Genomic DNA, 21,539 nt, shown 5'->3' on the forward strand with positions numbered 1-21,539 from the left:
CGTTGGAGTCAGTAGCAATTAGAGTCATGATGATCGATGGGACGGTCAGTTCCTACTCTGCCAGCCAGTCCCAGACCAGCCACTATCAATACTCACAGTAGCAATTGGGGGCGGACGGGTCCGTGTCCGGCGCGGCGTATAGTCTGGATGCATCGTCCGAAGAGAGAAGGATCCCTGATGCTTGAGCCGATCACCTCATACGTCGCAATCGGAGACTCGTTCAGTGAGGGTCTGATGGATCCCGACCCACGGGTCGAGGACCGGTACCGCGGGTGGACCGACCGGCTCGCGCTCATGCTCACGGAGTCCGCGGTGGGCAGCCCGGACCTGTTCTATGCCAATCTGGCCATCCGAGGTCGGCTGCTCGACCGCATCGTCGATGACCAGGTGCCGCAGGTTCTCGAGATGAAGCCGGACCTCGTGAGCCTGTGCGCCGGCGGCAACGACTGCCTGCGCCCGAAGGCCGATATCGATGCCCTGGCCGCGAAGTTCGAACGCGCTGTGATCGCCCTGCGTGAAGCCGGCATCGAAGTGCTCATGTGCAACGGCTTCGATACCGAGTTCAGCACCCCGCTCATCCGTGCGGTGCGTCCTCGAGTGGGAATCTACAATGCGCATCTATGGTCGATCGCGCAGCGTCACGGCTGCCATATGGTCGATCTCTGGGGGCTGCGTTCGCTCTACGCCGCGCAGATGTGGGCCGATGACCGCATCCATCTGTCGACGGAGGGCCACCACCTCGTCGCCGAGCAGGCTCTGGCCACCCTGGAGAGCGGCCGCTCCCTGCCGGTCAAGGGCTTCGGCGTTCCCGCCCGTCCGACGCGGGCGATCCGCGAAGTGATGAGCGAGGAGTCGCGGTGGGCCCGTGAGTACCTGGCCCCCTGGGTCGGTCGCCGACTGCGCGGACAGTCCTCCGGTGACACGCTCGACCCGAAGCTGCCCGAACTCACCCGCGTCCGCGACCTCGTCGAACGCTCGCGCGAGGTCGACCGCGCACGTGGGGCCGGCGGGGCCGAGGTGCCTGGCGCGGCGGACGCTGCCGGCCGGTCGGACACGGCCGACCTGACCGACTCAGGCGGAACTCGCGCCGACGAGACCGGCGTCGGTGAGGTGAACACGCCTCGGGATTCCGACCGATGAGCGTCGAGTCCGTGCGCATTCCCGAACTCTCAGCCGCCGGGGCCGCCATGGCGCCGTTCTTCCGCCACGTCTACGGGGACTCCCCCGAGCAGTTCGTCGAGGTCTTCGGTGACCCGGCGGCCGCCTCGGCGACGGTGGTCTTCGTCCACGGAGGCTACTTCCGGCCCAGCACCGACCTGGCCCATGCCCGGCCGTTGGCTCGGGCGTTGGCCGAGTCCGGGGTGCTCGTCGCCTCCGTCGAGTATCGACGACTCGGCGGTCAGCCGCTCCTGCTCGACGATGTCACCGCGGGCATCGATTCGGTGTGCGCCGAACTTCCGCGCTGGGGAGTCAGCGAACACGCGAGGCAGAATCTGATCGTCTCGGGCCACTCGGCCGGTGGCTGCCTCGTCCTCGCCTGGGCCTCGCATCTGCCCGAGGAGGGACCGCGGATCCGTCTGCGCCCTCTGGCACCGGTGACCGATCTGCTGCGGGAAGTCGAGGCGGGCCTCGGGGATGGAGCGGTGTTGGACTATATGGGGGTGCGCCCCGAGGATGATCGGCAGGCGTATCTGCGCCACGATCCGCGTTCGCGCGCGGTCTGCATCCCGGCACGCGTCGATGTGCATTCGATCCACGGGGATGCCGATGCCACCGTCGACATCGAGTTCTCCCGCGTCTTCCCCGCCGCCCTGACCGGGCTGGCCGGGGCGAACCATGCCGATGTCATCGACCCCGATTCTCCGTTCTTCCCGCAGGTGAGGAGCCTGCTGCTCGGCTGAAGGGCGGCGTTCAGACCCCTTTGGGGCTGATGCCCGGCCCGTTCTCGATGCCGGTGCGGATATCGAAGAGTTCGGGGAAGAACGTCAGATCGAGCGCCTTCTGCAGGAATCCGACTCCGCTCGAGCCGCCCGTTCCGCGTTTCATGCCGATGATCCGCAGCACCGTGCGCATGTGCCGGTAGCGCCAGATCTGGAAGTTCTCCTCGAGGTCGACGAGCTCTTCGCAGCTCTCGTATTCCTGCCAGTACTTCTGCGGGTTCTCGTAGATGATGCGGAAGACATCGCACAGTTCCTCGTCGAAGGTGTGGGCGACCGACTTGTCCCGATCGAGCAGCCGCTGCGGCACCGGAAGTCCGCGCCGGGCCAGACAGGCGAGGAACTCGTCGTAGATGCTCGGCTCCTCCAAGTACTGTTCGAGAGCCGCACGTGCCTCGGGCTCTCCGTCGAAGACCGGGAGCATGGCGCGGTTCTTGTTGCCGAGCAGGAATTCCACGGCCCGGTACTGCCAGGACTGGAAGCCGGAGGCTCGGCCGAGCTGGTCGCGGAACCCGACGTATTCGCTCGGCGTCAGCGTGGCGAGCACCGACCACTGCTCGGTCAGGGTCTTCTGGATGTGTTTGACGCGGGCGATGCGTTTGAGCGCGGTCTGCAGCTCATCGTCGGCGATGAGGCGCCGGGCGTCCAGGAGCTCGTGGATGACGAGCCTGAACCACAGCTCCGTGGTCTGGTGCTGGATGATGAAGAGCAGCTCGTCGTGATGTTCGGGACTGCTGACGGGGTGCTGGGCGCCCAGGAGCCGGTCGAGGTCGAGATACGACCCGTAGGTCATCGACTCCTTGAGGTCGGTGTGGACCCCGGCTTCGAGGTCTCGTTCGTTCTTCTCGGCCGTCGTCCGAGCGTCGCTGCCCGGGTCATGGTTGGTGTCGGTCATGACCTCCAGCATAGGGGTCAGCCGGGTTGCCGCCTCTGCGGTTCGGCGACGTCCCGCACTTCGTCGACCAGCTGCTTCCATTCCGGCGGCATCTGGGACTCGCCGAAGCGCACTCGCCCGAACCGGCTTTCGATGAGATAGGCGAAACGGTCAGCCCCCGTGGACTGCGGCGCATCATCACTCTGCCCGCCGTCGGACCAGGGAAGATCGGCGATGCGCGGGCCGAGGTCATCGCGCCGACTGCTCGCGTCGATGTCGACTTCCCAGACGAGCAGCATCCCGCCGATCCCGCCCGAGCGTTCGACGAGCAGACGCCCGAAGCCCTCCGCAGGCTTCTCGTTCACCAGCTGCTCCCCTGGTTTCCGCGCGCCGATCCGGAGTGGGAGATGCCCACGGCTTCCCACCCGGAGACGATCGCATCGTGAACGTCGGATCCGGCGCCGAACTGGTCGGCCGCCTCGGCGATGGTGAGTTCTGCGAACTCCGCGAAATCGGTGCGCTGCGTGATCTCGGACCCGGTGAGGACGGAGTACCAGACCTGTCCGACGCTCTCCCAGGCCGGACCGCCGACGGCGGTGGCGGCGAGCGCGAAGGCGCGGTTCGGGATCCCGGAGTTGAGGTGGACCCCGCCGTTGTCGGAGTCGGTGGCGACGAAGTCGTTCATATGCGCCGGCTGCGGATCCGCGCCGAGGACGTCGTCGTCATAGGCCGTGCCGGGTTCGATCATGGAGCGTAGGGCACGTCCGGTCACCTCGGGTGTGAAGATTCCGGCGCCGATGAGCCAGTCCGCGTCCTCGGCATTCTGTCCGGCATCGTGCTGCTGGGTGAGTGCCCCGAAGACATCGGCGCAGTGCTCGTTGAGTGCTCCCGGCTGGTCGACGTATTCGAGGTCGGCGGTGTGGCTGATGACGCCGTGGGAGAGTTCGTGACCGATGATCGACAGCGAACCGGTGAACCCCGTGAACACTTCGTCGTCGCCGTCGCCGAAGACCATGAGGCGGCCGTCGAAGAACGCGTTGTCGTAGTCCGTGCCGTAGTGGACGCTGGCCATGAGCGGCATTCCCGCGCCATCGAGCGAATCGCGCCCGAACACCTCGGAGAACAGCGCATATGAAGCGCCGAGCCCGTCATAGGCTTCGTTGACAGGTTCGTCGCCGACGGGCTCTTCGCCCTCGGAGCGGACGAGTTCGCCGGGCAGCACCTCGGTGTTCTGCGCATCGTGGATGAGGCGCTGCAGCCCTGCCGATCCGGGGGCGGCGAGCGCGGTTTCGTCCTTGCCGAGATCGGCCGGCGGTGTGTACCTCAGACCCGCCAGGCGCAGGTTTCGGCAGCTCTCATCGGACATCCGACAGTTGGCCGCGGCGGCCGCGGCCTTCGGGAACCGTTCGGTGCCGCGCTCGGCGATCGCATCGAGGAGGTAGGGCGGGACGACACTGTGAAATGGGACGACGTTGTGAGAGACCATGACTCCAGCGTGCCACTTCCGGCGACGAACCGATAGGGAACCCGGCACATCCGCGGCGGGCGGCCCGCCGCGACCTCAACTAAACTTGTCACGTGCTCAAACCCATCCTGTGGCCGGTGCTCGTACCGTTCGCCCTCTTCGCCGTCGGCCTGGGTGCGATCATGCCGATCCTCGTGCTCGGCGCGCTCTCGCTGGGGTCGACGCAGGCCTTCGCCGCCGCCATCGTCGGCATCATGGGGGCCGTGTCGCTGATGGCCACGGTGCCGGCCGGGATCCTCATCGACCGCCTCGGCGATTTCCGGGCGATGACCGTGGCCACGTTCGCAGCGATCATCGTGCTCGGCTCCATCGTCGCCGCTTTCATCTGGGATTCGCCGTACTCGCTGCTCGTCTACACGGTCGCGCTCATGGTCTTCGGCCCGGTCTCCGATGTGTGGAGCCTGGCCCGGCAGGCCGTCGTCGCCGAGGTGATGCCGCCGGCCGATCTCGCCAAGGCGATGACCGCGCTCGGCGGCACGCAGCGGGTCGGCAACCTCGTCGGGCCGATGATCGGCGCCGGTCTCATGCTCGTGTTCCCGATCTGGTCCGTGTTCGTCTTCTCCGGGCTCACCGCCGTCGCGGCGATCGCGATCATGGCGCTGCCGATCGCGCAGATCCCCGGTTTCGACGGCCATCCCCACCGCGCCGAGGCGGCCCCGACCTCCCGTGCCGACGATGACGATCCCTCCCCCTCCGATGTTCCTCACCCCGCCGAGGCGGCCGACCCCGCCCCAGCGAACGATCCCCCACACGGAGACGACCACCATCCTCGGCGCGGAAAGAAGAAGGATCGTCGGCCGCCATTGGATGTGCGGTGGAGATCGGTCGTCCTCACCGGCGTCACGATCATCGCACTGGCGGCGGCCCGAGCCGCCCAGCCTGTCGTCGTCCAGCTGTGGGGCGTCGAGATCGGGCTGCACAAGTCCTCGATCTCGCTCATCATCGCCTTCGGCGCCGGACTCGAGCTCATCGTCATGTTCCTCGGTGCGTACATCAAGGACCACCTCGGCCGGGTCGCGACCCTCGTCGCGTGTCTGTCCATCTTCGGCACCGGGTTCGTCATCATGGTCGTCAAGCCGGATCTGGCCGGGATGGTCATCGCCGCCGCGGTCATGGCCTTCGGCAACGGCCTCGGGGCGGGCGTGAATATGACGATCGGGGCGGACCTCTCCCCCACCGTCGGCCGGCCGCGTTTCCTCGGCATCTGGGCGATCTTCAACAACGGCGGCAAACTCGGCGGACCGACGCTGCTGTCCCTCATCATCACCGTGACCACCCTGCGATTCGGGGTGCTCTTCCCGGGACTGCTCGCCCTCCTCGGCGCGGTGTGGATCCTCATCTGGGCCCGTCAGGTGGGGCTGCCCGGCCGCAGAAGGCGCCTCGACCCGCCGCGCACGGACTGACTCCGGGCGGCTCCTCACGTCTCCGCGCATACGGCCCACACTCACGCACGCACTGACCCGACGGACTAGGCTGGAGACGACCGATTCGACGAGGTTCGGCTGACAGCACGATGCTGAAGGCCCTCAGGGGTCGGCGGGCCGGAGCCGAAGGCCCGCAGGGGCCGGCCGACAGCTGAGTGTCCGACCAGGATCAGGAGAGTCATCGATGGAAGCACTGGACGTCGGCGGATATGTGCTGGTGAGCCTGGCCGCACTCGTCTTCCTCTTCCTCCAGTCATGGTTCGCCGCCACCGTGGTCCGTCGCGTCGTCGGTGTGCCCACCGGCTGGCCGCGCACACTGGCCGTCGGCCTCGTCATGAGCGCCGTCGTCGCTGTGACCGTCCAGTACCTCTACCGCGCCGGCACCGGGCAGAACGCAGACGGCCTCGACGTCTCCCCCGGAGTGGCGGTGCTGTTCATGGTGCTCGCCCTCGGGTGGATCTTCGCCCTGGGCGTCGGCGCCCTCGTCATGCTCGAGGCGGCCTTTCCGACCGGATCCCTGCCGAGCCCGCAGTCGCTGTTCTTCGGGTGGAAATCCCGCCGTCGCCGCGCCCGCCGCTATGCCCAGGTCGTATCCATTGCGGTGCGGCACGGGCTCGGCTCCCAGCTGCGCGGCTTCGGCGGGGATTCGCCGGGCCGAGAGGTCAAGACCGCGCGGGCGCTCAAGGAATCCCTCGCCGAGGCGGGGGTGACCTTCGTCAAGCTCGGACAGATGCTCTCGACCCGCCGAGACATCCTCCCGCCGGTGTTCGTCCGTGAACTCGAGACCCTGCAGACGCAGGTGACCCCCGAACCGTGGTCGGTCATCGAGCCGGCCATCACCGAGCGGCTCGGTCGGCCGATCGGAGAGATCTTCGCGCGCATCGACTCCACACCGCTGGCGGCCGCCTCGGTGGCGCAGGTCCATGAGGCGACTCTTCTCGACGGCACAGAGGTCATCGTCAAGGTGCAGCGACCGAAGGCGCTCAATCAGGTCGCACAGGATCTCGATATCATCCTGCGGTTGGCGGGCTGGCTGAACAAGACCACGACGTGGGGTCGGGACCTGGGTGTGCAGTCGCTGGCCGCAGGGTTCGCGAACACGCTCGAGGAGGAGCTCGACTATCGGATCGAGCTGGACAACATGGCCAGCATCGAGGCCTCACTGACACGGTCGGGCAAGTTCGACGTCACCGTTCCGCACGGCTATCCGGGCCTCAGCGGCGAACGCCTGCTGGTGATGGACCGGCTGCCCGGACAGCCGGTCTCGCGTGCGGGGATGCTGCTGACCGGGCTCAGCGATGCCGAACGGTCCCGGTTGGCGACCACTCTGCTGGGTGCCACGCTCGAGCAGATCATCGGTGATGGGATCTTCCACGCCGATCTGCATGCCGGCAACATCTTCATCACTCCCGAAGGGAAGCTGGGGCTGCTCGACTTCGGTGCGGTCGGACGACTCGACCCGGCCACGCAGACGTCGCTGGGCCTGATGCTCTATTCCATCGACCAGAACGACAGCGCAGGGGCCACCGACGCCCTCATCGAACTCCTCGGACGTCCCGACGGGCTCGATGATCGGGAGGTCGAGCGCGCCGTCGGCGAACTCCTGCTGCGCTACGGCGGCGGCACCCGCGCGACGCAGGGCCAGAAGCTCTTCGACGATCTGTTCAACCTCGTGCTCGCTCATCGCTTCTCCGTGCCGGCGCCGATCAGCGCCGCCTTCCGAGCCATGGCCTCGGTCGAGGGTGCGCTGCTGACGATCGATCCGAACTTCGACGTCATCGCTGTGTCCCGGAAGGAGGGCAACAGGCTCGTGAGGTCGAAGCTCAAGGGCACGAAGATCACCGATGAGCTGCAGCGCCGGGCCCTGCAGCTGATGCCGATGATCGACCGCATGCCGCGCCGGATCAACAAGATCACCGAGGATCTCGAGCAGGGCCGCTTCTCGATGAACATGCGTGTGCTCGAGAATCCGTCCGACCGCAGCTTCCTCACCAGCCTGTTCCAACAGCTCATCGTCGCCGTCCTCGCCGGGGCCGCCGTGGTGGGATCGATCATGCTCATCACCAGCGATGAGGGTCCGCTGCTGACGAAGGACATCCACCTGTACTCGTTCTTCGGCTTCGTGCTGCTCTTCGGCGGCTTCGTGCTGAGCATGCGCTCCCTCATGCTCGTGTTCAGACGCGACGGCCAGAGCTAGCCTGCCACTCGACCGTCGCTGCGCCCGTCCACCAACCTCCACCGTTGCCACTCGGCCATCGCCACTCCGCTGTCGCGCCCCTCATTCAGTCGCGCCCCTCATTCAAGTGTCGGCGGCTGGACTTTCGGGCGTCCGGCGCAATCGTGGTTGCACAGCCCGTCTTCCGACGTGGGCTGGCCGGCCGAGACTGCGCCGTTGTGGGCCTACCGTGAGCGCTCCGGCTAGTCCGGCTGCTGGGAGTCACACCTCAGTCGGAGCGAGTCATTGGTGAAGTTCCGGACGATCCGTGCGGGAATTCGTGGCCGAAGTCCGCACGGATCGTCCGGAACTCGGGAGCCGGGCGGACGAAGCTGGAGCCGGGCAGCGAAAAGGGCGATGCCCCGTGGGAATGCGACCGCAGCGTAGATTCCGCCCGCGCCCGGGCAAGAAGAAGCCCAGCGTACCGCTGGTTCTGACGGTTCACGTGCCATAACCGTCTCATCACGCAAAGAACCAGGGCAGACAATCGAGTGTCTGCCCTGCTCAGGTGAGCCCCCTGTCAGACTCGAACTGACGACCTTCGCTTTACAAGAGCGGTGCTCTACCAACTGAGCTAAGGAGGCGTGGTGCGCACCGAGCGTGCGCGCCTACACGATAGTAGTCCATGGCCGGGCCCGGCCACAAAACCGCCGGGGACGAAGAGGGCCGGACCCCACCTCGGCTGGGTCCGGCCTTCGATCGTGCTCTGTCGAGCCGAGCGTTGTGCTGGTCTGATTCCGGTTCCGGCCTCGGCCAGCACCCGGTCAGGAACTCAGTGGCTCAGCCCTTGAACTCTCCGGTGGCCTTGAGGATCTCGGTGGCCAGGGCCTGCGAGTCGCTGGTCTTGTCGGTGTGCTCGCCATTGATGAGCACCCACGGGGTGGCTTCGACTCCGTCATCAAGAGCGGTCTGGCTCGACTGCTCGACGAACTTGTCGAAGGTCCGGTCGGTGACGCAGGACTCCACGGTCTGCTCGGGATCGGCCTGGAGCTTCTTCGAGGTGTCGACACCGGCGTCCTCGGCGACCTTGAGCAGCTCCTCATCGGTGCGGCCCTCGGTGCCCTCCTCCGGCTGCTGGGCGTAGAGCGCGTCGAACAGGTCGATAGCGACCTCGGGCTGGCTGTCGACGACACAGGCGGCGAGGTTGGCAGCGCGGGTCGAGTACTCGTTTCCGCTGGACATGCGGTCGAGGAACGACACCGGCTTGTAGTTGACGACGATCGATCCCTCGTCGGCGAGCTTGCGCAGCATGCTCGCATTGCCTTCCTCGAAGGCCTTGCAGCCGGGGCACTGGAAGTCGAGGTAGACGGTGACCGTAGCGGCCCCCTCCTTCGCGCCCTCCTCGGTCGGAGCCGGTAGATCCGACTCCTCACCCTCGGGCATCTTCAGCGGCTGCACGAGCGTGTTGTCCTTGCCCACGGTGATTCCGTCGGAGACATAGTTCGTGGGGCTGACAGCTGGTTTGCTCTGCTGGAAGACCAGCACGGCGACCACGGCCAGCACAGCGACGACGACCACTGCGATCCCGGTGTACAGGATCGTCTTCGCGGTCTTTTCCTTCTTCGCCTGATTCGCCGCGATCTGCCGGGCGTTCTCGCGTGCGCGGTTCCGCTTGTCGTCCGCGGAGTTGTTCTTCGCCATTGTTCCTCACGTTGGATCGTCTGACATCGGTGCGGCCTGTGGCCCGATCAGTGCGGGACGGCTTCCGCGACCCGACGGCACCACTGTACCGAAACAGGTGCTGCGCCGACTCCCAGAAACATTCAAGGTTCAACTACAACGTTCAACTACCTCAACACTGCGCCGGTAGCTTCCGGCACGCACCGGACCAGGCAGCCACACCGGTCGCCTCACACCGGTCCGGGCAGGTAGTCGAAGGGGTTCATCGTCAGCGGCCACCAGGACATGGCCGCCCCCGACTGGATGACCATGACGGCGAGGATGACGAGCAGCGCGATCACGGCCAAGGCGATGAGCCGGCCGAGCTGGTTGCGAGTGGCTCCCGAGACGAGCAGCCGCGAACCGAAGCGCAGGCTCGAGGCTCCCGGTCCGACCCACAGCACCAGTGAACCGGCAGCGCCCGCGGCCCACACCGACCATTGTTCGGACGACCCGCTGGGCACGATCCCGGCGATGTCGAGCCGGGTGAGCACGAGCGCGGCGGCGGCCGCGATCGCCGGCAGGATGAGCGAGGCCACCGAGGTCAGGGTCGAAGCCAGCACGGCCCCCGGCGCCGAGGCGAGCGCCCGGAAGAATCCGCCCGAATCGGTTCCGCGGTCGAACCGATACCGCTGGACCTTCCGATCCAGACGCGTGCCGGTGCGGGCGAGCACCGACCAGATCAGAGAGACGAGGCAGATGACCAGGGGCCCGAGGGGCATGACGGCGACGGCCAGAGCCACGAGTCCGAAGACGACCCAGCCGCCCGACTGCACCCGTCGGTATCCCATCGGCTGCATCGGCTGCCCGCCTGGCTGCATCGGCTGTCCACCGGGCTGCATCTGCTGCCCGCCTGGCCCCATGAGCTGCCCGCCGTGACCGGGCTGGTCGCCCCACTGCCCCTGATGAGCCTGACCATGCGGACCACCGGGACCGCTCGGCCCGACGAGGTTCTGCCCCTGACCGGGCTGAACGAAGCCGGAACGGCCGAGGTCCGCGCCGGACATGGGCGATCCCGGACCCGCCTGGATGCCGCCGTTGGGGTTGTTGATCGGCGGGGCGGTCGCCTGCTGCGGGGGCTGCCCGTGCATCCGCCCGGAGCCATAGCCCGTCCCCTGGCCGGGCCCCGCACTGTGGCCGGGCCCTGCACCGTGGCCGGACCCGGCATGACTGGTGGGCCGGCTGGATCCGGGGTACTGCGGCTGCCCGCCTCCGGACGGTCCGGCTCCCGGATAGCCGGTGCCTGCGCCGATAGCCGCACCCCCGAGCGCTGCCCCAGCGGCCCCGGCTCCACCGTGACCGGCACCGCCACGACCGCCGCCGTCATCGACGGCGGGCATGACCGCGGTTCCGCTCGGTGACCGCTGCGGACCACCCGGACCGGCTCCGCCGCTGGGCCCCGACCCGAGCTGCGGCATCCGCCCGGACTCGATGTCGACGAGAGCGTCGAGGATCATCTGCCCCGACGGACGGCGTTCGGGTTTCGGATCGAGGCAGGCGGAGATGAGCGGAGCGAAGTTCTTCGGCGCACCGTCGAGGTCGAATTTGCCCATGGCCACACGACCGAGCACGGCCTCCAAAGGTCCGGACCCGTAGGGGTTGCGGCCCGTGGCGGCGAACGCCATCGTCGCGGCCCACCCCCACCAGTCGGTCTTCTCACTCGAAGTCTTGCCGTCGGCGATCTCCGGGGACAGATAGCCGGGGGTGCCCATGACCAGACCGGTGGCGGTCACGCGCACTTCGTCGGCGACCTGGGCGATGCCGAAGTCGATGACCATGGGCTCGCCGTCCATGATCATCACGTTCGCGGGTTTGAGGTCACGGTGGATGACGCCGGCATCGTGGACGGCGTTGAGGGCGTCGAGGAGGGCATGGCCGAAGTGGACGAGCTCATCCTCGGCGAAGGGGCCGTTGTCACGGACATCGTCGGACAGGGTCTGCCCGTCGACGAATTCGGTGATGATGAACGGCTGCGCGGAATCGAGCTCGGCGTCGAGGACCTCGGCGATGCGAGGGTGGCGGATCCGGCGCAGGGTGCGGGTCTCGCGGGCCAGACGCTTGCGCGCGGTCTCATCATTGGCGATGTGCGGATGGAGGACCTTGACGGCGACCGGATGGTTTCCGCCGTCGACACCGAGATAGACGACACCCATGCCGCCCGAGCCGAGCTCCTCGATGAGGCGGTAGCCTCCCAGTTCCTGATCCATCACCTGGCCAAGCCTAGTCGAGCGAGTAGAGTTCATTCCAAGGACCGACACAGGAGGAGGCGCAGATGAGCACCGTCGACTCTGCCGAGCCCAGCACCGACACCCCCTTCGGCGACAGCGATTTCGTCGTCGTGGCCAACCGCCTGCCCGTCGACCGTGATCCCCATGATGCGAACCACGGATGGCGTACCTCACCAGGGGGTTTGGTCACTGCGGTGGCTCCCGTGATGAAGGCCCAGGAGGGGGCGTGGATCGGCTGGACGGGCGTCGCCGACGAGGACTTCGAGCCCTTCACGATCGACGGCATGCATCTGACCCCGGTGACCCTGACAAGTGAGGATGTCCTCAGGTACTACGAAGGGTTTTCCAACGCCACGCTGTGGCCGCTCTACCACGACGTCATCGTCCCGCCCGAGTACCACCGCACCTGGTGGGATGCGTATGTGCGGGTCAATGAGCGCTTCGCGCACAAGGTCACCGAGGTGGCCGCGGAGTCCGCGACCGTGTGGATCCATGATTATCAGCTCCAGCTGGTCCCGCAGATGGTCCGACGCCTGCGCCCGGACCTCGCGATCGGGTTCTTCAACCATATTCCCTTCCCGCCGTACGAGCTCTTCGCTCAGCTGCCGTGGCGCGACGAGATCCTCCGCGGGCTCCTCGGCGCCGACCTCATCGGGTTCCAGAGGCCGGCGGACGCAGCGAACTTCCGTCGCGCCGTCCGCGGACGTCTGGGATATGCGACGAAGGGGTCGACGGTATCGGTCCCGCCGGGTGACTTCCTCCCGGCCCACCTCGTCCGCGCCGAGTCGTTCCCGATCTCGATCGACACTCCCTATCTCGAGGAGCTCGCCCGCGATCCGAAGATCGTCGAGAGGGCGAAGCAGATCCGCGAGGAGGTCGGCAATCCGCGGGTCGTCATGCTCGGCGTCGATCGGATGGACTACACGAAGGGCATCCGCCACCGACTCAAGGCGTTCGGGGAGCTGCTCGCCGAAGGCCGACTCGATGTCGAAGATGTTGTGCTCATCCAGATCGCGACCCCGTCGCGGGAGCGGCTCGAGCAGTACAAGATCATCCGCCACGACGTCGAACTGGCCGTCGGGCGGATCAACGGAGAGCAGGTCGACGTGGGGTCGATCCCCGTGCGCTACCTCCACCATTCCTATCCGCGCGATGAGATGACGGCGTTCTTCCTCGCCGCCGATGTCATGCTGGTGACCGCTCTGCGCGACGGAATGAACCTTGTTGCCAAGGAGTATGTGGCGTGCCGGAGGCGCGACGACGGCGCTCTCGTGCTCTCCGAATTCACCGGAGCGGCCGAACAGCTCAAGGGCGCGGTGATGGTCAATCCCCACGACATCGCCGACCTCAAGGCGGGAATCCTCGAAGCTGTGCAGATGGACGAGAGGACTCGCACACGCCGGATGAAGCAGATGCGCAAGAGGGTCGCCACCGACACCGTGAGCCGGTGGTCAAAGAACTTCCTCGCCGAGCTCGAACACATCAAGGACAATCCCGAGGCCATCGTCCCCGAACAGCCCGTGGTGCAGAAGAAGCGGACCGCGCCGCCGCCGGACGTGCCGGCGGCCCCGTCCGATCGCGCCGAGCGACCCGATGATGCCGAGTGGACAGACGATATCTCCACCGCCCGCTAGGAGAAGCACAGTGACATCGAAGCCGACCGTGCTCGGTCCTGCCCGCTCCACCCCCGCCGAGGTGGTCCTGCGTGATCTCGCCACCGCCGAATCGCTGCTGCTGGCCTTGGATTTCGATGGGGTGCTCGCGCCCCTGCAAGACGATCCGTCGACCTCCCGGATGGTCCCCGAATCGGCTGCGGCCGTCGCGGCGCTCGCCGGCCTGCCGCGCACACGGGTGGCGCTGGTGTCCGGTCGCGATATCGCGACCCTGCGCCGGCTGTCCGCAGCCCCGGACTCGGCGTGGCTGATCGGTTCGCACGGCGCGGAGGCCGAACTCGGCAGCGACGCTGATCGCGATCCCGACTCCGCAGTGGGCCGGTCTCCCGAACTCACCGCGGCCGAGGCGGACAGACTCGCCGCCATCGATGCTCATCTCGACGCATTCGAACACACGCTTCCGGGCACCGACGGCTCAGGCGATGCCGACGGTGCCTCGGATTTCCTCATCGAGTCCAAACCCTATTCGCGGACGGTCCACACTCGCGGACTCGCCCCCGAGGCCGCCGCGGCCCTCCACGAGCACGCCACCGAGGTGGTCGAGGAGTTCCCGGACATCCGTGTCATCGAAGGCCACGACATCACCGAACTCGCCGTCAAGCAGGCGACGAAAGGCGATGGCATCCGGCTGCTCGCCCGCGCCGGCGAACCGACGGCAATGGGCTACCTCGGCGATGATGTCACCGATGAGGACGCCTTCGCGGCACTCGACGAACTCACGGACTCCCGCGCTCTGAACGCTGGTCTCACCGTCAAGGTCGGGTCCGCGCAGACTCGCGCTGCGTGGCGGATCGCCGACCCTGCCGCTGTGGCCGACCTGCTCGGTCGCCTCGTTGCCGAACGCACGGATTTCCTCCGCACCGTCCACGATTGAGGGCCGTCCACGGCCGCGGTCGGGCCGCCTCGGCGGACTCCGCTCGACCCGACTCACCGGACGGATCCACGTCCCGACAGGACCTCCTCGGCGAGGATGGTCCGGCTCCGACGCTTCGGTCGGACCTCCTCGGCGCGAGTAACTCCGCACTAACCCCGAGATCAGCGGCGCTGCGGGGGAACGGCACTGGCACGGAGGACGAGGTCCGGGTCGACCGTGTAGTCGACGTGCACGCGCGCGTGCCCGGCGGCGATCATCGCGCGGATCTCGTCGATCGCCGACTGCGCCACGGTCGCCCAGTCGTAGACGACCTGCGACAGCGGCGGTTGGACGACATCGGCGTCGGGGACATCGCCGACTGTGAGCAGGGACAGGTCGCGGGGCACGTCGAGCCGCAGCCGCTGGGCGGCTTCGAGCAGGCCGAAGGACAGGGACGGGGCGCAGGCGATGACGGCGGTGCAGCGCAGGTCGAGCAGCTCCTCGGCGGCGGCGACTCCGGCCATGGCTCCGCCGGCGGCCTCGACGACGGGGGCCTGATCACGGGTGGCGGGGATGTGGAGGATCCCTGCCATCGATCTGCGGAAGCCGGCGATCCGGGCCGGGGCCGCCGAATCGCGCAGCACGGCGAGTCCGATGCGTCTGTGGCCGAGGTGGACGAGGTGAGCCACGGCGGTCTCGATTCCACCGGTCGCATCGAGGTAGATGCGCGAGATCCCGTCGTCGTGGCGGGCATTCGAGATGCGGATGAGCGGCAGCCCGCGTTCGGCGAGCATTCCCGCTAGCACACCGGCGGCACCACCGCCGACGACGATGGCTCCTGAGATCCTCGGTCCGCCGTGTTCGCTGCCGAGGATGGTCTCGAGGAGAGCCTCGTTGCGTTCGGCGATGGCCTCGATGTGGACGACGGCGATGCCGAGTCCGAACATCCGGTTCGTCAGGATCTCCGCCAGCCGCGAATACGGGTCGACGTTGCCCGCGGACACCGCGGGTTTGATGAGCGCGATGAGCGACGAGCCGGCACCGTCCCCGGCACCCGTCGTCGGGGCCTGCCCGGTGGCTCCGAGGATCGCCAGCGCCTGCCGCACCTTCGCGAGAGAGGCGGCCGACACCGATTCGGGGTCGCGCAGGGCCCGTGAGGCGGTGGCCTTCGAGACCCCGGCGGTGCCGGCGATCTCGGCGAGGCGGACGTGCCGGTGCTCGGGCAGATGATCGCTCATCGGCGAGCCGCCGTCGTCGAGGTCCGGGCGACGAGTCGGGGACGGAACACCGGAGGAACCGAGGGAAGGCCGGTCGTCGAGATCCGCAGGGTCTGCAGGGTCGCCGCGATGAGGGCGTTCGACAGTCCCTCGACGTCGAGGCCGAGGACGGTGGCCGGAGGGCCCGTGAACTTCATCGTCGGGGAATCGCCGAACCCGACGACCGACATATCCCGCGGCACCTGCAGATGTCGATTCCGCAGACCGTGGAGAGCGCCGTGCAGCTGCAGAGCCGATTGGACGATCACCGCTGTGCACGTCGCATCCTTGAGCTCGAGCACCGCACGCGACCCGCCGGAGAACGATTTCGGCACCCGTGAGATCCAGTCCTCCAGGTGGAGCCCGAGATTCCTGGCGGGATGTTCGGCTAAGAAGCGGCGGATGAGCTGGACGGCCAGCTCACCGCTGTCATTGCAGATCAGCCCGATCCTCCGGTGTCCGATCGCCCGCAGATGTTCGAATGCTGTGGTCATCCCCCCGCCGAGGTCGAGCCGCGCTGCGATGACATCGGCACTGCCCTGCCCGGTTCCGGGCGTACCCGCCACGGAAACTTCAGTCCCGGCCGTGTCGGCCTCCTCGGCTGCGGACTGTTCGGCGACGCGGATACAGGGGATCTCCGTGTTCAGGCTCGTCATCGTCGTCGTCACCAGGGCCACGGCGCCGGCGTCGATCGCGGTCTGCAGCGGTTCCGGATCGGTCTCGACCAGCGGACGGGTGACGAGGAGATCGTGATCCTGCAGGGCTTTGGTCACGCGGGTGCAGACCTGGACCTGCCAATGTTCGGGATTGCCGGGGGCGCTGACGGCCACGAGCCGCCTCGGCGCATCATGGAGCAGGGTCGAACGCGAATAGCCGAGCTCGCTCATCGTCTCCAGCACCTTCGCCCGGGTCGACTCGGAGACGGCACCGCGGCGGCCGAGCACCCGGGAGACCGTGGCCAGAGAGACTCCGGCCCGGGCGGCGACCTCGTCCAACGTGACCTTCATAGACGTCAGTCTACTTTCGCGCCGCGGTATACGTCGGCGCAGTCGGCGGGGTGGACGCTGCGGTATGCGTCGGCGCACAGCCATCGTGCTGAGAATCACTCTACGCTTTGTCGAATTCACAGAGCACCCCAACCCTCCACCCCTTAGGATGAGAGTGACTGAGCATCCCTGCCAGGTCACCGACGACCAGCTGCTCACGGAGTTATTCAGAAGTTTTAGGAGGACTTATGTCAACGGTGTCGTTGAATGGCCTCAGTCATGTCTACGAGAACACGACGTCCGAATCCGTTCACCCGTTCAACCTCTTCGTCGATGACGGCGAGTTCCTCGTCCTCTACGGTCCCGCCGCGTCGGGCAAGTCGACGATCCTGCGGATGCTCCACGGCCTGGAGACCCCGAAGACCGGCACCATCCTCATCGACGGCGCCGATATCACCCACGCCGCCGTCAACGACCGCGATGTCACCCTGGCGCTGGAGAGCTACGCGCTCTACCCGCATCTGAGCGTGCGCGACAATCTCGGCTTCGCGCTGCGCGTCGACGGTCTGCCCGCCGATGAGATCCAAGAGCGCGTCGAATCCGTGATGGACAAGATCGGACTGAGCGACATCCTCGACTCGGTTCCCGGCGACCTCACTCAGCTGCAGCGCCAGACCGTGGCCCTGGCCCGCGCCGTGGTCCGCCGGCCCAAGGTGCTCATCATGGACGAGCCCGTGGTCAACCTCGTCCCCGAACAGCAGACGGAGACCCTGTCGCTGATCAAGGACCTGCAGCAGGAATTCGGGCTGACGACGATCTACGCCACCTCCGACCTCGAGGACGCGAAGGTCCTCGGCGACCGGATCGCGTTCCTCGACCACGGACGGCTGATCGGGGTGGAGACACCCGACCTCGCCGAGGCGCTCGTGGCCTCGGTCTCCGACTCGGACTCCTGAACCGTGCCGGGAACCCTGCCCCCGCCGGACCCGTCCTCACACCCTGCACCGTCGGCGTCGACGTCGGTCGGCGCGGCCGCATCGGTCGGCGCGGCCGCTCCCTCACCGGAGATCCACACGGTCCGGAACGCCGATCATGCGGCCTTGGCCGAACTCCCCTGGCATCTGCCGCTGGCTCAGTGGCCGGAGACGCTGCTGGGCGGTCTGCCCCGCGGAATCTCCCGCCACGTCGTGCGCTATGTCGAGATCGGAGACGAAGTGCTCGCGATCAAGGAGACCGACGATGCGCAGGCCACGCGTGAGTTCGACATCCTCGGTGCGCTCGGCAACCTCGACGTCCCCCTCGTCGAGGCCCGCGCCGTCGTCGGCGGCCGCCGGACCGCATCGGGCGAGGCGCTCAAGGGCGCCCTCATCACCGCCTATCTCGAATTCTCCCTGCCCTACCGCGCACTGTTCTCCCGGGACCTGGCCGAGGACACCGGCGGTCGCCTCGTCGACGCTCTGGCGGTGCTGCTCGTCCGCCTTCACCTCGTCGGCTTCTACTGGGGAGACGTGTCCCTGTCGAACACGCTCTTCCGCCGCGACGCCGACGCCTACGCCGCCTATGTCGTCGACGCCGAGACCGGCGAGCTGCACGACCAGCTCTCCGACGGGCAGCGGAACATGGACCTGCGGATCGCGCGGATGAACATCGCCGGGGACTTCCTCGATCTGCAGGCCGCGGGACTCGTCGCTCCCGAGACCGATCCGCTCGCGGCCGGTGAGCGACTGTGCGAGTCCTACAACGCCCTGTGGGCGGAGCTGACCCGGGTCGAGGAATTCAGCGTCAGCGAACGCTGGCGCATCGACGAACGCATCCGCCGCCTCAACGACCTGGGCTTCGACCTCGGCGAACTGACCGTGACGACCGATATCGACGGCATCAGCCTGCTCGTGTCCCCGAAGGTCGTCGAACCCAACCACCATTCGAGGCGTCTGCTGCGACTGACCGGGATCGGTGCGAACGAGAACCAGGCGCGGGCGATGCTCAACGACCTCGACTCGTTCCGCTCGGCCCCCGAGATCGCCGAAGTCGACGAACTCGACGAATCCCAGGCCGCCCGCCGCTGGCTCGACGAAGTGTACAAACCCCTCATCCAGGCGATCCCGGAGAACCTCACCCGCAAACTCGAACCCGGGCAGATCTTCTACGAGTTCGCCGAGCACCGCCGCACCATGGCTCGCGCCCGCCAACGCGACATCCCCACGATGGAGGCCATCGCCTATTTCATCGTCGACTACCTGGCGAACCTCCCCGACGAGATCCGCTACGTCGACAGCGAGAAGTTCTGACGCTCCCACCTCAGCCGATGTTCCACAAGGTGAAACGGGAACGGCGGGGCCGCCTCGGCGGGCATACCTTGGAAGTCCGCGGAGTCGACACCGGTGTCGCTCCGGAACCGAACCCCGCCCGGAAGGACTCCCGATGTCGACGAACGAGCCGATGCCCACGAACGAGAACAACCCGTCGATCCCGTCCCTGTTCGACTTGAGCGGCCGCACGGCCGTCGTCGTCGGAGCCGGCTCCGGACTCGGGCAGGCCAGCGCGATCGGGCTGGCCGATGCAGGGGCACACGTCGTCGCCGCCGATCTCAACCTCGCCGGCGCCGAGGCGACCGCCGCACTCATCGCCGCCCGTCGCACGGGATCGGCTGCGCACGGAGCCGCCGATAGCGGAGCTGGGGGTGGGTCCGCCTCGGCGGTGGCCGTGGACATCACGGACACGGCGTCCGTCGACGCGCTCGTGGACGCATGGGCCGATGCCGAGGTCCTCGTCATCACTCCCGGGGCGAATGTGCGCAAACGACTGACGGACACCTCCGATGACGAGTTCGACCGGGTCATCGACATCAACCTCAAGGGCACCTACCGACTGATGCGCGGATTCGGCCGTGAGATGGGCGAGCGCGGTCGCGGCTCGATCGTCACCTACGCCTCGTTCCGGGCACTGGCCATCGAACCCGGGCAGGGACTGTACGCGGCGGCCAAGGCCGGGGTGGTGCAGCTGACGAAGACGATGGCGAGCGAGCTCGGAGGCAAGGGCGTGCGCGTCAACGCGATCCTGCCCGGACCCTTCGACACTCCCCTGACCCAGCAGATCAAGGCCGAGGGGAAATGGTGGGACGCGTACGCGGACAAGACCGCCCTGGGCCGGTGGGGTCGACTGCACGAGATCGCCGGGCCCGTCCTCTTCCTCGCCTCGGACGCCTCGAGCTATGTCACCGGGCACTCGCAGCTCGTCGACGGCGGATGGATGGCCCAGGACGGCCGATTCACCCCCGACGTGTGAGATCTCTACCGTGTGAGATCGACGACGCCGCAGGACGGATTCGCCCGTGATCACGGGGGAGCCCGGCGAGACAATATTCATGGCCATGCAAGAATATTCATATGACCGTTTCGCACACACCGCCCACCCCGCCGACGCACACTCCCACCGGAGTGCTGCGGCAGCTGGGGCGACGCAAGTCGATCAGCGCCATGACCGCCGAGGCCCACACCGATGCGCAGTCCGCGCAGCAGGGTGGGCTGCGGCGGACCTTCGGCGTCTTCCAGCTGACGATGATCAGCGTCGGGGCCACCTTGGGCACGGGAATCCTCGTCATCCTCGGCGAGGCAGTGCCTGTGGCCGGCCCCGCCGTCTGGCTCGCCTTCGTCCTCGCCGGAATCACGGCGCTGCTGTCGGCGGTCAGCTACGCCGAGATGGCCGGAATGGTGCCGGTGTCCGGGTCGAGCTACTCGTATTCCTATGCCACTCTGGGTGAGGGCGTCGCCTGGGTCTGCGGCTGGTGCCTCGTCCTCGAATACGCGGTCTCGGTCGCCGCGGTCGCCGTCGGCGCCGCCGACTATGTCAACGAGACCCTGCGCGTCTTCGGCCTCGAGCTACCGGCGTCCCTGACCACGGGACCGGGCCTGGCCGAGAATCCGGATGGGATCATCAACGTCTCGGCGCTTGTCGTTGTCGCTCTGGCGACCGTGCTGCTCATGCGCGGCGCCCGCGAATCCGGTGTCGCCAACACCATTCTCGTGTTCGTCAAGATCGGCATCCTCGTCTTCTTCGCCGTCGTGGCGTTCACCGCGTTCAAGGCCGGCAACTTCGCGCCGATGCTGCCGATGGGCGCCGCCGGTGTCACCGCGGCCGCCTCCAGCGTGTTCTTCTCCTATATCGGCTTCGATGCCGCGTCCACGGCCGGTGAGGAAGCGAAGAATCCGCGCCGGGACCTGCCGCGGGCGATCATCTTCTCCATGCTCATCGTCACCTCGATGTACGTCCTCGTCGCCGTCACAGCGATCGGGGCGCGGCAGTGGCAGTGGTTCGACGGCGCTCATGCGCCGCTGGTGCAGATCGTCGAGGAGATCACCGGGTCGAATATCGCGGTGCTGGCCTTCGCCGTGGCCGCGGTGCTCGCGATCTTCTCCGTCGTCATCACCGTGCTCTACGGTCAGTCGCGGATCCTGCTGACGATGGCCAGGGACGGCATGGTGCCGAAGATCTTCGGTGTGGTCTCCCAGCGCACCGGCACTCCCCTGATCGGCACTCTCATCGTCGGCGGCCTCGTGGCCGTCACGGCGGCGCTCATTCCGCTCGGCGAACTCGCCGATGCCACGAGCATCGGCACCCTGTTCGCGTTCTGCCTGGTCAATATCGCCGTCATCTACCTGCGGTTCAAGCGCCCCGACCTCGACCGTTCGTTCACGGTTCCGTTCGGGCCGGTCGTCCCCGCGCTGGGAGCCGTGGCGTGTGCGTTCCTCATGGTCAACCTCGGCGGGCGGACGTGGATCGTCTTCGGTGTGTGGATGGTCGTCGGCGCCATCGTCTATCTCACCTACAGCCGCCGCCACTCAAGAGTCGGGGCATTGGACGAGCAAACCTACCGCGCCACCCTCTGATTGCTACCTGACGGCGGCCCAGC

At 67.4% G+C, this 21,539-nt stretch carries 17 protein-coding genes and 1 tRNA gene; 10 read left to right on the plus strand and 8 right to left on the minus strand.

The window, feature by feature from the left end; genetic code table 11:
- Positions 1-177: 177 nt before the first annotated feature.
- Together HF684_RS15560 and HF684_RS15565 are read left to right on the plus strand one after the other, a co-directional pair.
- Positions 178-1,140 (plus strand): SGNH/GDSL hydrolase family protein, encoded by a 963-nt coding sequence (locus HF684_RS15560; RefSeq protein WP_169253214.1) that lies wholly within the window; start codon positions 178-180, stop codon positions 1,138-1,140.
- Positions 1,137-1,901 carry an alpha/beta hydrolase gene (locus tag HF684_RS15565; RefSeq protein ID WP_169253215.1) on the plus strand — a complete coding sequence of 255 codons (765 nt, stop codon included), beginning with the start codon at positions 1,137-1,139 and terminating at the stop codon, positions 1,899-1,901. The genes HF684_RS15560 and HF684_RS15565 overlap by 4 nt, the downstream gene beginning before the upstream one ends.
- A 10-nt stretch (positions 1,902-1,911) precedes the next feature.
- Here the strand turns inward: HF684_RS15565 and HF684_RS15570 are convergent, their stop codons facing one another.
- Genes HF684_RS15570 through HF684_RS15580 form a run of 3 tightly spaced genes read right to left on the minus strand, consistent with a single transcriptional unit; the run spans position 1,912 to position 4,297 of the window.
- Positions 1,912-2,832: a tryptophan 2,3-dioxygenase family protein gene (locus HF684_RS15570; protein ID WP_169253216.1), complete on the minus strand. Its 921-nt coding sequence runs from the start codon at positions 2,830-2,832 to the stop codon at positions 1,912-1,914.
- Positions 2,833-2,849: 17 nt separating this feature from the next.
- Positions 2,850-3,176: a protealysin inhibitor emfourin gene (locus HF684_RS15575; RefSeq protein ID WP_169253217.1), complete on the minus strand. Its 327-nt coding sequence runs from the start codon at positions 3,174-3,176 to the stop codon at positions 2,850-2,852.
- The gene (locus HF684_RS15580) at positions 3,173-4,297 is read right to left on the minus strand and encodes a M4 family metallopeptidase (RefSeq protein WP_169253218.1); all 1,125 of its coding nucleotides are present in this window, start codon (positions 4,295-4,297) and stop codon (positions 3,173-3,175) included. Before HF684_RS15580 ends, HF684_RS15575 begins: the two co-directional genes overlap by 4 nt.
- Positions 4,298-4,389: 92 nt before the next feature.
- On the opposite strand from HF684_RS15580, the gene HF684_RS15585 reads away from it, so the two are divergent.
- Positions 4,390-5,739, plus strand: a complete 1,350-nt coding sequence (locus HF684_RS15585) for an MFS transporter (protein WP_169253219.1) — start codon at positions 4,390-4,392, stop codon at positions 5,737-5,739.
- 205 nt (positions 5,740-5,944) lie between these two features.
- Positions 5,945-7,957 (plus strand): AarF/UbiB family protein, encoded by a 2,013-nt coding sequence (locus HF684_RS15590; RefSeq protein WP_169253220.1) that lies wholly within the window; start codon positions 5,945-5,947, stop codon positions 7,955-7,957.
- Between the two features lie 529 nt (positions 7,958-8,486).
- Here HF684_RS15590 and HF684_RS15595 read toward each other — a convergent pair.
- From HF684_RS15595 to HF684_RS15605, 3 genes are all read right to left on the minus strand, one after another.
- Positions 8,487-8,559 (minus strand) — tRNA-Thr (locus tag HF684_RS15595).
- Between the two features lie 196 nt (positions 8,560-8,755).
- A complete protein-coding gene (locus HF684_RS15600; protein ID WP_169253221.1) occupies positions 8,756-9,616 on the minus strand; it encodes a thioredoxin domain-containing protein in 861 nt (286 codons plus the stop codon).
- Positions 9,617-9,825: 209 nt separating this feature from the next.
- Positions 9,826-11,841, minus strand: coding sequence for a serine/threonine-protein kinase (locus HF684_RS15605; RefSeq protein WP_169253222.1), 2,016 nt, complete (start codon positions 11,839-11,841; stop codon positions 9,826-9,828).
- Positions 11,842-11,906: 65 nt separating this feature from the next.
- On the opposite strand from HF684_RS15605, the gene HF684_RS15610 reads away from it, so the two are divergent.
- Together HF684_RS15610 and HF684_RS15615 are read left to right on the plus strand one after the other, a co-directional pair.
- Entirely contained in the window at positions 11,907-13,496 is a 1,590-nt protein-coding gene (locus tag HF684_RS15610; protein ID WP_169253223.1) for a trehalose-6-phosphate synthase, read from the plus strand.
- Between the two features lie 10 nt (positions 13,497-13,506).
- Complete coding sequence (locus tag HF684_RS15615; protein ID WP_169253224.1) at positions 13,507-14,409, plus strand: trehalose-phosphatase; 903 nt, start codon at positions 13,507-13,509, stop codon at positions 14,407-14,409.
- A 161-nt stretch (positions 14,410-14,570) separates the two neighbouring features.
- Here HF684_RS15615 and HF684_RS15620 read toward each other — a convergent pair whose 3' ends face one another.
- Both HF684_RS15620 and HF684_RS15625 read right to left on the minus strand, forming a co-directional pair.
- A complete protein-coding gene (locus HF684_RS15620) occupies positions 14,571-15,626 on the minus strand; it encodes a LacI family DNA-binding transcriptional regulator (RefSeq protein WP_169253225.1) in 1,056 nt (351 codons plus the stop codon).
- Positions 15,623-16,651, minus strand: a complete 1,029-nt coding sequence (locus HF684_RS15625) for a LacI family DNA-binding transcriptional regulator (protein WP_169253226.1) — start codon at positions 16,649-16,651, stop codon at positions 15,623-15,625. The genes HF684_RS15620 and HF684_RS15625 overlap by 4 nt, the downstream gene beginning before the upstream one ends.
- A gap of 236 nt (positions 16,652-16,887) precedes the next feature.
- Between HF684_RS15625 and HF684_RS15630 the strand changes: the two genes are divergently transcribed.
- From HF684_RS15630 to HF684_RS15645, 4 genes are all read left to right on the plus strand, one after another.
- Complete coding sequence (locus HF684_RS15630; RefSeq protein WP_248278977.1) at positions 16,888-17,586, plus strand: ABC transporter ATP-binding protein; 699 nt, start codon at positions 16,888-16,890, stop codon at positions 17,584-17,586.
- Positions 17,587-17,730: 144 nt separating this feature from the next.
- On the plus strand, positions 17,731-18,918 hold the full coding sequence (locus HF684_RS15635; RefSeq protein WP_231488377.1) for a DUF4032 domain-containing protein: 1,188 nt from the start codon (positions 17,731-17,733) through the stop codon (positions 18,916-18,918).
- A gap of 133 nt (positions 18,919-19,051) precedes the next feature.
- Entirely contained in the window at positions 19,052-19,915 is an 864-nt protein-coding gene (locus HF684_RS15640; protein ID WP_248278978.1) for an SDR family oxidoreductase, read from the plus strand.
- Between the two features lie 191 nt (positions 19,916-20,106).
- Complete coding sequence (locus tag HF684_RS15645) at positions 20,107-21,516, plus strand: amino acid permease (protein WP_248279223.1); 1,410 nt, start codon at positions 20,107-20,109, stop codon at positions 21,514-21,516.
- Positions 21,517-21,539 lie beyond the last annotated feature (23 nt).

Origin of the sequence: Brevibacterium sp. 'Marine' (genome assembly GCF_012844365.1) — a bacterium.
Taxonomy (GTDB): Bacteria; Actinomycetota; Actinomycetes; order Actinomycetales; family Brevibacteriaceae; genus Brevibacterium.

Coding starts and splice junctions, on each gene's coding strand:
- HF684_RS15590 (WP_169253220.1), top strand. CDS start 5,945: ATGGAAGCACTGGACGTCGGCGGATATGTGCTGGTGAGCCTGGCCGCA.
- HF684_RS15565 (WP_169253215.1), top strand. CDS start 1,137: ATGAGCGTCGAGTCCGTGCGCATTCCCGAACTCTCAGCCGCCGGGGCC.
- HF684_RS15580 (WP_169253218.1), bottom strand. CDS start 4,297: ATGGTCTCTCACAACGTCGTCCCATTTCACAGTGTCGTCCCGCCCTAC.
- HF684_RS15610 (WP_169253223.1), top strand. CDS start 11,907: ATGAGCACCGTCGACTCTGCCGAGCCCAGCACCGACACCCCCTTCGGC.
- HF684_RS15560 (WP_169253214.1), top strand. CDS start 178: ATGCTTGAGCCGATCACCTCATACGTCGCAATCGGAGACTCGTTCAGT.
- HF684_RS15570 (WP_169253216.1), bottom strand. CDS start 2,832: ATGACCGACACCAACCATGACCCGGGCAGCGACGCTCGGACGACGGCC.
- HF684_RS15645 (WP_248279223.1), top strand. CDS start 20,107: ATGACCGCCGAGGCCCACACCGATGCGCAGTCCGCGCAGCAGGGTGGG.
- HF684_RS15600 (WP_169253221.1), bottom strand. CDS start 9,616: ATGGCGAAGAACAACTCCGCGGACGACAAGCGGAACCGCGCACGCGAG.
- HF684_RS15625 (WP_169253226.1), bottom strand. CDS start 16,651: ATGAAGGTCACGTTGGACGAGGTCGCCGCCCGGGCCGGAGTCTCTCTG.
- HF684_RS15605 (WP_169253222.1), bottom strand. CDS start 11,841: ATGGATCAGGAACTGGGAGGCTACCGCCTCATCGAGGAGCTCGGCTCG.
- HF684_RS15640 (WP_248278978.1), top strand. CDS start 19,052: ATGTCGACGAACGAGCCGATGCCCACGAACGAGAACAACCCGTCGATC.
- HF684_RS15620 (WP_169253225.1), bottom strand. CDS start 15,626: ATGAGCGATCATCTGCCCGAGCACCGGCACGTCCGCCTCGCCGAGATC.